A 14,656-nucleotide genomic window follows, 5' to 3' on the forward strand; every position below is an offset into this window, starting at 1 on the left:
TTTTCACATTAGAATATAGGTTAAGTCCTCGATCTATTAGTATCTGTCAGCTCCACGTGTCACCACGCTTCCACCTCAGACCTATCAACCTGATCATCTTTCAGGGATCTTACTTCCTTGCGGAATGGGAAATCTCATCTTGAGGGGGGCTTCATGCTTAGATGCTTTCAGCACTTATCCCGTCCGCACATAGCTACCCAGCGATGCCCTTGGCAGAACAACTGGTACACCAGCGGTGCGTCCATCCCGGTCCTCTCGTACTAAGGACAGCTCCTCTCAAATTTCCTGCGCCCGCGACGGATAGGGACCGAACTGTCTCACGACGTTCTGAACCCAGCTCGCGTACCGCTTTAATGGGCGAACAGCCCAACCCTTGGGACCGACTACAGCCCCAGGATGCGATGAGCCGACATCGAGGTGCCAAACCTCCCCGTCGATGTGGACTCTTGGGGAGATAAGCCTGTTATCCCCGGGGTAGCTTTTATCCGTTGAGCGATGGCCCTTCCATGCGGAACCACCGGATCACTAAGCCCGACTTTCGTCCCTGCTCGACTTGTAGGTCTCGCAGTCAAGCTCCCTTGTGCCTTTACACTCTGCGAATGATTTCCAACCATTCTGAGGGAACCTTTGGGCGCCTCCGTTACATTTTAGGAGGCGACCGCCCCAGTCAAACTGCCCACCTGACACTGTCTCCCTGCCCGATAAGGGCAGCGGGTTAGAAGGTCAATACAGCCAGGGTAGTATCCCACCGATGCCTCCACCGAAGCTAGCGCTCCGGTTTCCAAGGCTCCTACCTATCCTGTACAAGCTGTACCAACATTCAATATCAGGCTGCAGTAAAGCTCCACGGGGTCTTTCCGTCCTGTCGCGGGTAACCTGCATCTTCACAGGTACTATAATTTCACCGAGTCTCTCGTTGAGACAGTGCCCAGATCGTTGCGCCTTTCGTGCGGGTCGGAACTTACCCGACAAGGAATTTCGCTACCTTAGGACCGTTATAGTTACGGCCGCCGTTTACTGGGGCTTCAATTCGCACCTTCGCTTACGCTAAGCGCTCCTCTTAACCTTCCAGCACCGGGCAGGCGTCAGCCCTATACTTCGCCTTACGGCTTCGCAGAGACCTGTGTTTTTGCTAAACAGTCGCCTGGGCCTATTCACTGCGGCTTCTCGGGGCTTTAACACCCTAAGAAGCACCCCTTCTCCCGAAGTTACGGGGTCATTTTGCCGAGTTCCTTAACGAGAGTTCTCTCGATCACCTTAGGATTCTCTCCTCGCCTACCTGTGTCGGTTTGCGGTACGGGCACCTCTCACCTCGCTAGAGGCTTTTCTTGGCAGTGTGGAATCAGGAACTTCGCTACTAAATTTCGCTCGCCATCACAGCTCAGCCTTCACGGGAAACGGATTTGCCTATTTCCCAGCCTAACTGCTTGGACGCGGATATCCAATACCGCGCTTACCCTATCCTCCTGCGTCCCCCCATTGCTCAAATGGTGAGGAGGTGGTACAGGAATATCAACCTGTTGTCCATCGCCTACGCCTTTCGGCCTCGGCTTAGGTCCCGACTAACCCTGAGCGGACGAGCCTTCCTCAGGAAACCTTAGGCATTCGGTGGACGGGATTCTCACCCGTCTTTCGCTACTCATACCGGCATTCTCACTTCTAAGCGCTCCACCAGTCCTTCCGGTCTGACTTCACTGCACTTAGAACGCTCTCCTACCACTGTTCGTAAGAACAGTCCGCAGCTTCGGTGATACGTTTAGCCCCGGTACATTTTCGGCGCAGAGTCACTCGACCAGTGAGCTATTACGCACTCTTTAAATGGTGGCTGCTTCTAAGCCAACATCCTGGTTGTCTAAGCAACTCCACATCCTTTTCCACTTAACGTATACTTTGGGACCTTAGCTGGCGGTCTGGGCTGTTTCCCTTTCGACTACGGATCTTATCACTCGCAGTCTGACTCCCAAGGATAAGTCATCGGCATTCGGAGTTTGACTGAATTCGGTAACCCGGTAGGGGCCCCTAGTCCAATCAGTGCTCTACCTCCGAGACTCTTACCTTGAGGCTAGCCCTAAAGCTATTTCGGAGAGAACCAGCTATCTCCAGGTTCGATTGGCATTTCACCCCTACCCACACCTCATCCCCGCACTTTTCAACGTGCGTGGGTTCGGGCCTCCATTCAGTGTTACCTGAACTTCACCCTGGACATGGGTAGATCACCTGGTTTCGGGTCTACGACCACGTACTCATGCGCCCTATTCAGACTCGCTTTCGCTGCGGCTCCGCATCTTCTGCTTAACCTTGCACGGGATCGTAACTCGCCGGTTCATTCTACAAAAGGCACGCCATCACCCGTTAACGGGCTCTGACTACTTGTAGGCACACGGTTTCAGGATCTATTTCACTCCCCTTCCGGGGTGCTTTTCACCTTTCCCTCACGGTACTGGTTCACTATCGGTCACTAGGGAGTATTTAGCCTTGGGAGATGGTCCTCCCGGATTCCGACGGAATTTCACGTGTTCCGCCGTACTCAGGATCCACTCTGGAGAGAACAACATTTCAGTTACAGGGCTGTTACCTTCTTTGGCGGGCCTTTCCAGACCTCTTCGCTTATATCGTTCCTTTGTAACTCCGTATAGAGTGTCCTACAACCCCAAGAGGCAAGCCTCTTGGTTTGGGCTGTTCCCGTTTCGCTCGCCGCTACTCAGGGAATCGCATTTGCTTTCTCTTCCTCCGGGTACTTAGATGTTTCAGTTCCCCGGGTATGCCTTCTCATACTCTATGTATTCAAGTATGGATACTACTCCATTACGAGCAGTGGGTTTCCCCATTCGGAAATCTCCGGATCAAAGCTTGCTTACAGCTCCCCGAAGCATATCGGTGTTCGTCCCGTCCTTCATCGGCTCCTAGTGCCAAGGCATCCACCGTGCGCCCTTTCTAACTTAACCATTTCTTACTTTAGAAAGAATCACTATGTGTGATGAACTTTGCATTGCATTCAATGTGAATGTATTACTTATTGTTATCTAGTTTTCAAAGAACAATCCTGTCTCGCTAGAGACATGTTTGAAGGAATGATCCTTCAAAACTAAACAAGACGAAAACGCACGCTGCTCCATATATCCTTAGAAAGGAGGTGATCCAGCCGCACCTTCCGATACGGCTACCTTGTTACGACTTCACCCCAATCATCTGCCCCACCTTCGGCGGCTGGCTCCATAAAGGTTACCTCACCGACTTCGGGTGTTGCAAACTCTCGTGGTGTGACGGGCGGTGTGTACAAGGCCCGGGAACGTATTCACCGCGGCATGCTGATCCGCGATTACTAGCGATTCCAGCTTCACGCAGTCGAGTTGCAGACTGCGATCCGAACTGAGAACAGATTTGTGGGATTGGCTAAACCTTGCGGTCTCGCAGCCCTTTGTTCTGTCCATTGTAGCACGTGTGTAGCCCAGGTCATAAGGGGCATGATGATTTGACGTCATCCCCACCTTCCTCCGGTTTGTCACCGGCAGTCACCTTAGAGTGCCCAACTGAATGCTGGCAACTAAGATCAAGGGTTGCGCTCGTTGCGGGACTTAACCCAACATCTCACGACACGAGCTGACGACAACCATGCACCACCTGTCACTCTGTCCCCGAAGGGAAAGCCCTATCTCTAGGGTTGTCAGAGGATGTCAAGACCTGGTAAGGTTCTTCGCGTTGCTTCGAATTAAACCACATGCTCCACCGCTTGTGCGGGCCCCCGTCAATTCCTTTGAGTTTCAGTCTTGCGACCGTACTCCCCAGGCGGAGTGCTTAATGCGTTAGCTGCAGCACTAAGGGCGGAAACCCCCTAACACTTAGCACTCATCGTTTACGGCGTGGACTACCAGGGTATCTAATCCTGTTCGCTCCCCACGCTTTCGCTCCTCAGCGTCAGTTACAGACCAGAGAGTCGCCTTCGCCACTGGTGTTCCTCCACATCTCTACGCATTTCACCGCTACACGTGGAATTCCACTCTCCTCTTCTGCACTCAAGTTTCCCAGTTTCCAATGACCCTCCCCGGTTGAGCCGGGGGCTTTCACATCAGACTTAAGAAACCGCCTGCGAGCCCTTTACGCCCAATAATTCCGGACAACGCTTGCCACCTACGTATTACCGCGGCTGCTGGCACGTAGTTAGCCGTGGCTTTCTGGTTAGGTACCGTCAAGGTGCAAGCAGTTACTCTTGCACTTGTTCTTCCCTAACAACAGAGCTTTACGATCCGAAAACCTTCATCACTCACGCGGCGTTGCTCCGTCAGACTTTCGTCCATTGCGGAAGATTCCCTACTGCTGCCTCCCGTAGGAGTCTGGGCCGTGTCTCAGTCCCAGTGTGGCCGATCACCCTCTCAGGTCGGCTACGCATCGTCGCCTTGGTGAGCCGTTACCTCACCAACTAGCTAATGCGCCGCGGGTCCATCTGTAAGTGACAGCCGAAACCGTCTTTCATCCTTGAACCATGCGGTTCAAGGAACTATCCGGTATTAGCTCCGGTTTCCCGGAGTTATCCCAGTCTTACAGGCAGGTTACCCACGTGTTACTCACCCGTCCGCCGCTAACATCCGGGAGCAAGCTCCCTTCTGTCCGCTCGACTTGCATGTATTAGGCACGCCGCCAGCGTTCGTCCTGAGCCAGGATCAAACTCTCCGAAAAAGTACAAAACCGAAGTTTTGTTTTTCGTCAGCGTTTGACTGACTACCTATGAAATATCATAGGATTTTTTTGTAAAAACTCGAATTAACAGGTACGTTTTGTCTTGTTTAGTTTTCAAAGATCATTTTTAAAAATGGAGCGGGTGATGAGAATCGAACTCACGACATCAGCTTGGAAGGCTGAGGTTTTACCACTAAACTACACCCGCGTGGTTAAATGTTATTGGCGCGCCCGAGAGGAGTCGAACCCCTAACCTTTTGATCCGTAGTCAAACGCTCTATCCAATTGAGCTACGGGCGCTTAATCAGGCGACTTAATTATCTTAACATATCGTTTTTATTAAGTCAACATCTTTTTGAAGTTTGTTTGTCGTATCTGTCTGAGCATCAGTGTTTCAGATGCGTCATCAGCGACGAATAAAAATATACCATGGATCACACAAAAGGGTCAATACATTTTTCTAAAAAAGTTTCATGTTTTTTAAGAAGTGCTCTTTTGTTAGATAAATAGAGTTTCAATCGCCCTAATTTCATTTCTTTCTTCATAATTCTAATGATTCTTAAATAAAATCTTTCTAAATCCAAAGGAGGACAAAACATGGTCACCTAGAATTTTTATTTATTGGAAAATTCTTAATTTTTTTCCATGCATTTAAAGGAGGTAGGAGATGATGAAAAAGTTTGTCGCTTTTCAAATCATGATCGCTTTGGTGATAGGAGCTCTTATCGGCCACTTCTTCCCTGATTTCGGAATGGCACTGCGGCCCATTGGGGATGGCTTTATCCGATTGATTAAAATGATTGTAGTCCCTATTGTTTTCTCTACGATTGTCATCGGCGCAGCTGGCAGCGGTGGAATGAAGAAAATGGGCAGTCTCGGATTAAAGACAATCATTTGGTTTGAGGTCATTACGACCATCGTTCTTGGAATCGGACTTTTATTGGCCAACGTGTTAAAGCCAGGCGTTGGACTCGATTTCTCTCAATTAGCTAAGAAAGATATTGGGGAACTCGATGGTTATACTCAAAAGGTCGTCGATTTTAAACAGATGGTTTTAGACATCATTCCAACCAATATCATCGATGTCATGGCTCAAAATGATTTACTAGCAGTGATTTTCTTCGCTATTTTATTCGGTGTAGCCGCAAGCGGCATTGGGAAAGCTTCCGCTCCTGTCCTTACCTTCTTTGAATCAGTAGCACAAATTATGTTTAAGCTCACACAAATGGTCATGGTGACAGCTCCTATTGGAGTTTTAGCATTAATGGCAGCTTCTGTCGGACAATACGGCATTGTTTTACTCATTCCTATGATGAAACTTGTTGGCACTGTTTTCTTAGGATTGTTTATTATTCTATTTGTTTTGTTCCCTCTTGTCGCACTGATCTTCCGTTTTAACTACTTCGAAGTGTTGAAAATGATTTGGGATTTGTTTTTAGTGGCCTTTTCTACTACAAGTACAGAAACTGTTCTTCCCCAGCTCATGTCACGGATGGAGAAATACGGCTGCCCAAAAAGAATCGTTTCCTTCGTCATCCCGTCAGGTCTTTCTCTTAATTGTGATGGTTCAAGTTTATATTTATCGGTTTCCTGTGTGTTTCTTGCACAAGCGTTTGGTGTCGATATGAGTTTATCACAGCAGCTCCTCATGATGCTTGTCCTTGTTTTAACAAGTAAAGGCATTGCAGCTGTCCCGTCTGGCTCACTTGTCGTTCTTTTGGCAACAGCTCATGCAGTAGGTCTGCCAGCAGAAGGTGTCGCTATTATCGCCGGGGTTGACCGGATTATGGATATGGCTCGAACAGGCGTGAATGTTCCTGGACATGCGGTTGCCTGTATTGTCGTTTCTAAATGGGAAAAAGTATTCCGAGAGTCTGCATGGGAAGTTCCAAAAGCAGGTGAAGAAACAAAAGGAATGTAATGTTATTTATGAAGGAAAGGGGTCGCCCTTTCCTTTTTTCATGGCAAAAATGTCTGCCTCAGCACGGCTTTACCTTCTTGTTGCAACTGCACCTCCGCATATGCTCCGTTAATGAGGGTCATTTGAGGCGGTACGTGTCCACAATCAATATCGTAAACAATTGGTATTTGTAATTCCTTATGCAATTCTTCATATAGATCCGTATATTCATATCCTTCCACAGGAGTGTCCACTGCACTCCTGCCAAACATGATGCCAGAGCAATGATCAAACCAGCCTGCTAGTTTTAATTGAACAAGAGACCTCTTCATGCTCGCAGCATTTAATTCACAGTTTTCAAAATACCATAGAACGGGTTCACCTTTCAGGTATGTTTCTTGAAAAGCTTTGACATCTCCAAAAGGCGTGCCAGCTAAGTGCCGGATCACATCAATACAGCCACCCATCAGTCTTCCCTTCATCGTCGTCTCTAAGTGATCAACAGTACGCCATGCGGTTGGTTCGGTTAAATGAAAGACATGTATACTTGGATGGTCATACTGCCATTCCTTTTGATACATATCAGAAGAAAATTGAGTAACGTCCTTTTTCTCTGGAGTGGAAAGTATTTGTTCCCACATAGCCGTCACCTGATCAAGCTCTTCCCCCTGAAGATCCACAAGGTTCGGTCCATGCGCTGTCGCAATGCCTGTGTTTAATGTCAAAGCTAATAGAAGGAGACTTGTATCTGAGTAACCAAGAATCCACTTTTTTTGCATCACTGAGAAATCAAGATGCTCTAACACTTCAATAAGCAGCTGTCCGCCCCATGGCGGGATGATGTGGTCAATCTCATGACAAGTCATCATCCGCTGTAACTCATTTGCTCGCTTGATTGCAGGGGCTGATTTCGCTTTTTCCTGCTGCCATACTGTCTCTCCACATATGACTTCATAGCCTCTTTTTTTCATCCGATCACAAGACAGTTGAAACATCTTATGCAAAGAGGGTTGCACACCTGAGGACGGTGCTGTCACCCCAATCGTTTGTCCTTTTTGCAAAAATGGATACTGGATCATCCTGCTCACCTCCACCTTCTATGAATCTCTCATCTATTCATTGTAAAGAAAATTCCCCTTCTTCAAGGGGAATCTCGTCTTACTCTCTCTGACGCAGGACAGTATATACACCTGCGAAAATACACAAAATCCCAACAAACGAACGTAAGCCCATCTCTTCACCTAGAAGCAGCCATCCAAGGACCGTACCAACGATTGGTTGAAAGAAGAAAAACAGACCACCGCTTGAAGCGTCCATCAGTTGAAGCCCTCTATTCCACAAAAAGAAAGCAAGGGCCGTTGAGATGATACCTAGATACAGAATGCCGCCCCATATTTCCGGTCTTGCCATTTGCTGCACATCAAGATGAGGCAAACGAAACAAGACAGGTGGTGTTAATACGATAAAAGCCACAATGATCGCATATGTTGTCGTCACTACTTGAGGATACTTTCCTGGAACTCGTTTCAAAAGAACAGACATCAGCGCCCATGTTAATGCAGCGATCATCAGCGAAAGACCGCCAACAAACTCATCCGTTTGAACAGCGACAGGTCCAATCATCGTCAGTACACCTACTGTAGCAAGCAGAATGGAGACACACTTTCTCACTGTGAATGATTCTTTTAATAGAAAGAAAGCGAAAAGCACCATAAAAGCAGGTGTGGCCGATGTGATGACGGCACCCATTTGTGCAGACGTATACATTGTGCCAATTTCTTGGGTCACGATCGATAGAAAGTTGCCAATCAATCCAATCGACACAATCAGCGGGATATCCTTTTTGTCTAACCGAAAAGAGTAGCCCAAACGCCAAATCGTGAACACAAGAACGACTCCAGCTACTGCATATCTCATCCAGACGAGCTCAAGTGGCGGGACAACCGCAACTGTTACTTTGACCACTACATACATACCGCCCCAAATACTAGCAGCTAACGCTAAGTAGAGGGCTCCTATATATTTTTCATTCATTTTTTCCCCTCCGTTACGGATATATTCACTGCGATATCCACAAACGGAGATCACTCTCCGTTATGGACGGAGGTGATTTGGTACATCATGTTCAAATAAAGGCTTCCATTGCATATCAGTCACCCCAATTGTGTTTATTTTCTGATTACTTTATAACAAAATCTGGTTCACTTCAATCCTTTTTATCGCCATGTTTCTTCATATAATAGAAGTTCAATAGGATTGACATGATGAATTCGTTTTCTTATAGTAAGTAAAACAATTGATGTTTACACAGAAAAGGAGTAGAGGTCTTTGGATGTTGAAGCTAGGAAACACATTCCCACTGCCGGAAACGAACCGTTTCTTGAGGGAATAAAAGATTGTGTGCCAACCTTGCTTGGTTATATGAGCATTGGGTTTGCCTTTGGAATTGTTGGCATTAGTTCGCACTTAAGTATATGGGAAATCGCGCTGCTATCTATCTTTATTTATGCTGGCGCTTCACAGTTTATCATCTGTGCATTACTTGTGACAGGAAGCCCCCTTTCCGCTATTATTTTCACCACGTTCATTGTCAATTTACGGCATTTGTTACTCAGTCTTACGCTTGCCCCTCATTTTACACGCTACTCTGTAAAGCAGAACATCGGGTTTGGCCTTCTGCTTACTGATGAATCCTTTGGCGTAGCGATGAATAAATTAGCACAGCAAGGAAAATTGAATAACAGATGGATGCATGGACTGAATATTACAGCTTATTTATGCTGGATTGCTGCGTGTACACTTGGCGGAATATTCGGACACTGGATTTCAAATCCAGAGGCGCTTGGTCTTGATTTTGCCCTATCCGCGATGTTTGCTGCGCTGCTCATTCTTTCTTTACAGACGGTGCCAAAAAATAAGCTAACCCATCGCTTATCACTTGTTTTATATATGTTTGTTGCGATGTTTGTGCTGCTTCATTTTGTTCCTTCACACGTGGCTGTTTTGTTGGCGACTGTGCTTGTTGCCACTATTGGGGTGGTGACAGATAAATGATTAGTAGTTTTATGTTATGGCTCATTCTTGGCTGTATGATTGTGACCATCATCCCAAGAGTCGTTCCATTTTTATTTGTGAGGAGTATCCAGATGCCAGAAGTGGTGCTCAAATGGTTATCATTTATCCCCATTTGTATATTTACTGCTTTGATTGCAGAGCATCTATTCATACATACTACAGCAAGCGTCACCATTCACTGGATGTACCTTGCTGTCTTGGTTCCAACTGTGTTAATCGCTGTTTGGACAAAAAGCTTGTCCCTCACCGTTCTAGTAGGCGTCATGCTGATGGGCACAGCTAGATGGCTTTTCTAATAGAAAAAGCTTAACCGGATGCGGTTAAGCTTTTTTCATTTTACGATACCGTATATAAAGCCGTCATAGCCTTTTTCGCCAACAGTTTGAATAGCGGTTGCTTCAATTCTCGACTCTTGTTTGAGTAAATCGAAAAATTCACGCGTTCCCTTCACTCGCTCATCTTGATCAGAGGCATGGAGAACTGCCCCATTTCTGACCACATTGTCTGCAATAATGACTGTTCCCTTTTTTGAGAAATGTAACGCCCACTTCAAATATTGCGGGTTGTTTGGTTTGTCTGCATCAATGAAAATCAAATCGAACGGAAGCGTATCCTGCTCTTTTAACTGAGATAAAGTATCTAACGCTTTTCCTTGTAAAATGGTGACACGTTCTGCTAGGCCTGCTCTGTCTATGTTCTGCTGTGCTGTTTCTGCATGATGACTGACAGCCTCTAATGTCAAAAGTTCTCCATCTTCTTCAAGTGCACGGGCAAGCCAAATGGTACTATAACCGCCAAGTGTACCGATTTCTAAAATGCGCTTTGCACCCTTGGTTTTTGCTAACAAATAAAGCAGTTTTCCTTGGGCCGGCGACACATCTATTTCTGGTAACCCGGCTTGCTTATTCTTGATAAGAGTTTGCTCCAATACGTCATCTTTGGCCATCAATTTGTCTTTGATATACTCGTCAACTTTCCCCCATACTTGCTCCAAGTCATCCATCTCCCTTGTTCATGTCTTCTATTTAAATTCTACATGATGGAAGCGAGAATTTATAATCAATTCTTTTCACACACCTATTCATTTTATTGATGAAAGGAATGTGATGATGGATACATGGGGCGAGTGCAAGTATACGCAAACTACTGATTCAGCTTATTTTTCACGTCACCTTTTTTATCTTGAAGCTTTCCTTTTACTTGATCTTTCTTTCCTTCTGCTTTCAGGTTTTCATGATCTGTCGCTTCGCCAAGTTTTTCTTTCACTTGACCTTTGACTTGATTTGTTTTTCCTTTCGCTTTATCCATATGTCCATTTTGTTCACTCATTTGTTCCACCTCCACGTTTGATACTGTTTATTTAGCCTTTTTGCACATGACAAAACATCTGAGTGTTCTGTGTGCGCGTTTCAGGTATGATAGACATAATGGAATGAAAGGTTGGTGGTTTGTTCAATGATCATTTCTGAAAGTATGTTCACTGTACGTGGTGTGACTTATCGTATTCGCTCTGCTGCATTAGCAGATGCCAAACAGTTATCAGCTCTCAGACTGAAAATCGATGGTGAAACCGAATATTTAGATCGTGAACCGGGTGAAGCTTTTATTGATGAGAAAGGGTTCGAGGCGTTGATTCAAGAGGATTCCAAGGAATGCCGTCATCTCTTTTTAGTTGCAGATATTGAAGGAGACATTGTCGGTTTTTCAAGATGCGAAGGGCATTCTCTTAAGCGCTCTGCTCACAAAGTAACGTTTGGCGTCGCCGTACAGAAGGCCGCTTGGGGCTATCACATCGGGAAAGAACTTTTAGCTGCATCGATCGACTGGGCAGATCAGCAAGGCATTCAAAAGATGTCACTTCAAGTAATGGAAACCAATCAAAAAGCCATTCGTTTATATGAACACTATGGCTTTGAGATTGAAGGCTTGTTAAAAAAAGATAAACGGCTGGCGGACGGCATGTATTATGATACGGTTGTGATGGGCAGGCAGCGGCCAGTCTCCTGACCGCTTACATGACATAACTCCAGATCATCGAAATCGCACTATACATAAGCAGCAGCCCCATGACGAACTGGAACGGCCGCTGATAAAGAGTCAAAAAACGCTTGAATACAGAGCCAAATAAACTCCAGCTAAATGTGCCTAAAAAACCAATGATGGCGAGAATCAACGTCAACAACATGTATTGCATATTGGACTGTCCATACGGCAGAACAAAAGTGGAAATGACGGTTAACCCATACAAGATGGCTTTCGGATTAATAAATTGCAGCAGCATCCCCGGGATAAAATGATTATAGCGGTCTAGTGTTTCGTCATCTCCGCCTTTACTTCTCATGATTTTGACAGCTAAATAGATCATGTAACCGGCTCCGATGAAAGCCATGACCCAGCCGATTTTCGGCATGACTTGATAAAGAATCATATTGAAAAAACCGCTCAAACATAAAATGACCAAAAATCCGATCCCAACCCCTAAACAAAATCGAAATGTTTGCTTGACCCCATATTTATTCGTAAAGACCATCGCCATGATATTATTCGGTCCAGGGGTAAAGCTGGTAACAAAAGCATAAATCAACATGGAAACAATCAAACTGTTACCTCCTTCTCATACGTTATTTAGACTTAAAAGTCTTTATTGTGTATATATTACGTTTTATTGTACTATTCAGTCGTTATAAAGTAAATCCAGAAAGGAGTTTTTTTGATGGAGGATGTACAATCGATTATTGCTAGAAATGTCAAACTGTTAAGAGAGCAAAAGAAATTAAGCCTAGAAAAGATGGCTGAGGTAACAAGTGTGAGTAAAACGATGATTGGGCAAATCGAAAGAGGAGAATCCACACCAACCATCACCACTCTGTGGAAAATCGCCAATGGGTTGAAGGTGTCTTTTAGTGAACTCATATACGCACCGCAGCCTGAGATTAAGTTTGTGCGAAAAGAAGAAGGACAAGTTTTAACAGAGGACGAGGGAAGGTATCGGGTATATACGACGTTCCCATTTGATGACCTGAGAAAATTTGAAGTCTATCAGGTAGAAATTGATCCTCATGGGTCGTTAAGTGCGGAAGAACATATCGGCGGTACAGAGGAATTGATTACCGTATTTGAGGGAGCACTTGATTTATCAATCGGTGATGAGCAATACACATTACAAGCTGGCGACTCGATTCGGTTTAAAGCTGACCGTGCCCATGAGTATAAACAATCAGGAGAACAGATGGTACGGATGCAAATGATTCTTTATTATCCCCATTAAAAAAAGCTGACAGGCTTGTCCACCTGTCAGCTTTATTTTATTTAATTAAATCCTGGATCGCGTACAACCGTTCCAGTAAAGGTAACTCTATATTTTCCTAAACCTAACTCTTCAATTGACGATTGATAGAGAATACCGACCCATCCATCCTTTGCATATGTAATACTTGATGGGATGTTTGACGTCGTATATGTTCTCGTTTCCGAGACGGTTCGACTTGCTTGTACCGTAACTTCACTGTTTACTTTCCCCTTCGCTTCTACCGGGACAGCGGTGACACCCGCACCCGTTAAAACAATTGCTCCAACCAAAACAGAAGTTATGACCTTTTTCATACAAAAATCCCTCCCTTTTTTTGTTGAACATATTAACCATACCATAATTTAGAACTTTCGTAAGTTATTTTTTCATTTTTTTGAAAATTATGATATGATTGTCTTATGCTGGATAGAGGATGTTACATACTTCTATGCTTTTATCCTCACCTCGTTCTAGTGAAGCAATTGATAACGGAGGTGATTTCATGAAAAAATGGCTTATCTGTTTTCAACTTGTTTTCCTCTTCACCTTGACGGCCACACCATTTGCTTCTGCTGCTTCATGCCCTACAGTGAAACCATGTGTTATTGATCCTTAAGCATAAGAAAAAGTCGATCAAGCCTATTCACTTGATCGACTTTTTTGTTATGCTTGTTCGGCTTCCCAGCGGGCAACCTCTTCTCTTACTTTAGGAGCCACTTCTTTTCCAAATAACTCAATAGCTTTCAGCACTTGATCATGCGGCATCGAACCGACCGGTACGTGCAGCATGAAGCGCGTAATGCCTACATTTTTTCGCAGATGTATCACTTTCTCTGCCACGGCATCTGGATCTCCTACATACAATGCACCTTCTAATGTTCTTGCTGCATCGAATGTAGAACGGGTATAAGGTCCCCAGCCTCGTTCTCTTGCTAATGTATTCATGACATGCTGTGTAGAAGGGAAGAATTGATCTGCTGCCAATTCTGTTTCCTCCGCAACAAATCCATGTGAATGGGATGCCACCGTTAATTTCTCAGGGTCATGTCCAGCGTGAATCGCAGCTTGCTTGTAGAGCTGCACGAGCGGTGCGAACTGTCTAGGGCTGCCGCCAATAATGGCAAGGACAAGTGGTAATCCTAATAATCCAGCACGTACGACAGATTCTCTGTTTCCTCCACTGCCAATCCAGATCGGAAGCGGATCTTGAACAGGTCTTGGGTATACGCCGACATCCTGAATGGAAGGACGATGCTTACCGCTCCATGTCACACGCTCTGACTGCTGTAATTTCAATAGTAAATCTAGTTTTTCTTCAAATAATTCTTCATAATCATCTAAGTCATAGCCAAAAAGCGGGAACGATTCAATAAATGATCCACGGCCAGCCATGATCTCTGCACGCCCGTTAGAAAGGCCATCTAATGTCGCAAAATCTTGAAACACACGAACAGGATCTGCCGATGAAAGAACAGTTACGGCACTTGTCAGACGAATATTCTTTGTTTGCGTTGCCGCAGCTGCTAATACGACTGCTGGATTTGATGCGGCAAAATCTTCACGATGATGCTCTCCTACACCAAAAACGTCGAGACCCACTTGATCTGCTAAAATAATTTCTTCTACTACTTCACGAATACGCTGTGCGTGGCTGACTGTTTTTCCTGTTTGAAAATCAGGTGTTGTTTCTACAAATGTACTAATTCCTAGTTCCATGA

Annotated in this window: 12 protein-coding genes, 2 tRNA genes and 2 rRNA genes; 5 read left to right on the forward strand and 11 right to left on the reverse strand. The window is 45.3% G+C overall.

The features are described 5' to 3' along the window. Positions 1–16 precede the first annotated feature (16 nt). From KFQ09_RS06680 to KFQ09_RS06695, 4 genes are all read right to left on the reverse strand, one after another. A 23S ribosomal RNA gene (locus tag KFQ09_RS06680) occupies positions 17–2,945 on the reverse strand. Positions 2,946–3,126: 181 nt separating this feature from the next. Next, positions 3,127–4,674 (reverse strand): 16S ribosomal RNA (locus KFQ09_RS06685). The 16S and 23S rRNA genes sit together here with 2 tRNA genes alongside, the layout of an rRNA operon. A 134-nt stretch (positions 4,675–4,808) precedes the next feature. Continuing rightward, positions 4,809–4,882: transfer RNA gene (locus tag KFQ09_RS06690), tRNA-Gly, on the reverse strand. 15 nt (positions 4,883–4,897) lie between these two features. Beyond that, positions 4,898–4,974 (reverse strand) — tRNA-Arg (locus tag KFQ09_RS06695). Between the two features lie 370 nt (positions 4,975–5,344). Here KFQ09_RS06695 and gltP point away from each other — a divergent pair. Continuing rightward, positions 5,345–6,595 carry a glutamate-aspartate/proton symporter GltP gene (gene gltP / locus KFQ09_RS06700; RefSeq protein ID WP_024719154.1) on the forward strand — a complete coding sequence of 417 codons (1,251 nt, stop codon included), beginning with the start codon at positions 5,345–5,347 and terminating at the stop codon, positions 6,593–6,595. A 38-nt stretch (positions 6,596–6,633) separates the two neighbouring features. On the opposite strand, the gene KFQ09_RS06705 is transcribed toward gltP, so the two are convergent. Both KFQ09_RS06705 and KFQ09_RS06710 read right to left on the reverse strand, forming a co-directional pair. Further along, on the reverse strand, positions 6,634–7,653 hold the full coding sequence (locus tag KFQ09_RS06705; RefSeq protein WP_255836136.1) for a S66 family peptidase: 1,020 nt from the start codon (positions 7,651–7,653) through the stop codon (positions 6,634–6,636). Positions 7,654–7,732: 79 nt separating this feature from the next. Continuing rightward, on the reverse strand, positions 7,733–8,608 hold the full coding sequence (locus tag KFQ09_RS06710; RefSeq protein WP_255836137.1) for a DMT family transporter: 876 nt from the start codon (positions 8,606–8,608) through the stop codon (positions 7,733–7,735). A gap of 294 nt (positions 8,609–8,902) precedes the next feature. Here KFQ09_RS06710 and KFQ09_RS06715 point away from each other — a divergent pair, with 294 nt between their 5' ends. Both KFQ09_RS06715 and KFQ09_RS06720 read left to right on the forward strand, forming a co-directional pair. Further along, positions 8,903–9,628, forward strand: a complete 726-nt coding sequence (locus KFQ09_RS06715) for an AzlC family ABC transporter permease (protein ID WP_025206824.1) — start codon at positions 8,903–8,905, stop codon at positions 9,626–9,628. Beyond that, on the forward strand, positions 9,625–9,945 hold the full coding sequence (locus tag KFQ09_RS06720; protein ID WP_025206823.1) for an AzlD domain-containing protein: 321 nt from the start codon (positions 9,625–9,627) through the stop codon (positions 9,943–9,945). Before KFQ09_RS06715 ends, KFQ09_RS06720 begins: the two co-directional genes overlap by 4 nt. A 35-nt stretch (positions 9,946–9,980) precedes the next feature. On the opposite strand, the gene KFQ09_RS06725 is transcribed toward KFQ09_RS06720, so the two are convergent. Both KFQ09_RS06725 and KFQ09_RS06730 read right to left on the reverse strand, forming a co-directional pair. Continuing rightward, the gene (locus tag KFQ09_RS06725) at positions 9,981–10,643 is read right to left on the reverse strand and encodes an O-methyltransferase (RefSeq protein WP_025206822.1); all 663 of its coding nucleotides are present in this window, start codon (positions 10,641–10,643) and stop codon (positions 9,981–9,983) included. Positions 10,644–10,792: 149 nt separating this feature from the next. Continuing rightward, on the reverse strand, positions 10,793–10,978 hold the full coding sequence (locus tag KFQ09_RS06730; protein WP_008346686.1) for a CsbD family protein: 186 nt from the start codon (positions 10,976–10,978) through the stop codon (positions 10,793–10,795). 126 nt (positions 10,979–11,104) lie between these two features. Here KFQ09_RS06730 and KFQ09_RS06735 point away from each other — a divergent pair, with 126 nt between their 5' ends. After that, positions 11,105–11,656: a GNAT family N-acetyltransferase gene (locus tag KFQ09_RS06735; RefSeq protein ID WP_017358427.1), complete on the forward strand. Its 552-nt coding sequence runs from the start codon at positions 11,105–11,107 to the stop codon at positions 11,654–11,656. A 4-nt stretch (positions 11,657–11,660) separates the two neighbouring features. On the opposite strand, the gene KFQ09_RS06740 is transcribed toward KFQ09_RS06735, so the two are convergent. Continuing rightward, the gene (locus KFQ09_RS06740) at positions 11,661–12,248 is read right to left on the reverse strand and encodes a LysE family transporter (protein WP_007496397.1); all 588 of its coding nucleotides are present in this window, start codon (positions 12,246–12,248) and stop codon (positions 11,661–11,663) included. 114 nt (positions 12,249–12,362) lie between these two features. Here KFQ09_RS06740 and KFQ09_RS06745 point away from each other — a divergent pair, with 114 nt between their 5' ends. After that, positions 12,363–12,917 (forward strand): helix-turn-helix domain-containing protein, encoded by a 555-nt coding sequence (locus tag KFQ09_RS06745; protein WP_025206820.1) that lies wholly within the window; start codon positions 12,363–12,365, stop codon positions 12,915–12,917. Between the two features lie 41 nt (positions 12,918–12,958). Here the strand turns inward: KFQ09_RS06745 and KFQ09_RS06750 are convergent, their stop codons facing one another. Together KFQ09_RS06750 and KFQ09_RS06755 are read right to left on the reverse strand one after the other, a co-directional pair. Continuing rightward, positions 12,959–13,252: a hypothetical protein gene (locus tag KFQ09_RS06750; protein ID WP_008346693.1), complete on the reverse strand. Its 294-nt coding sequence runs from the start codon at positions 13,250–13,252 to the stop codon at positions 12,959–12,961. Between the two features lie 349 nt (positions 13,253–13,601). Beyond that, positions 13,602–14,654, reverse strand: coding sequence for an LLM class flavin-dependent oxidoreductase (locus KFQ09_RS06755; protein ID WP_024719164.1), 1,053 nt, complete (start codon positions 14,652–14,654; stop codon positions 13,602–13,604). Positions 14,655–14,656 lie beyond the last annotated feature (2 nt).

The sequence above is a fragment of the Bacillus sp. FS02 genome, assembly GCF_024398395.1.
GTDB lineage: Bacteria > Bacillota > Bacilli > Bacillales > Bacillaceae > Bacillus > Bacillus altitudinis.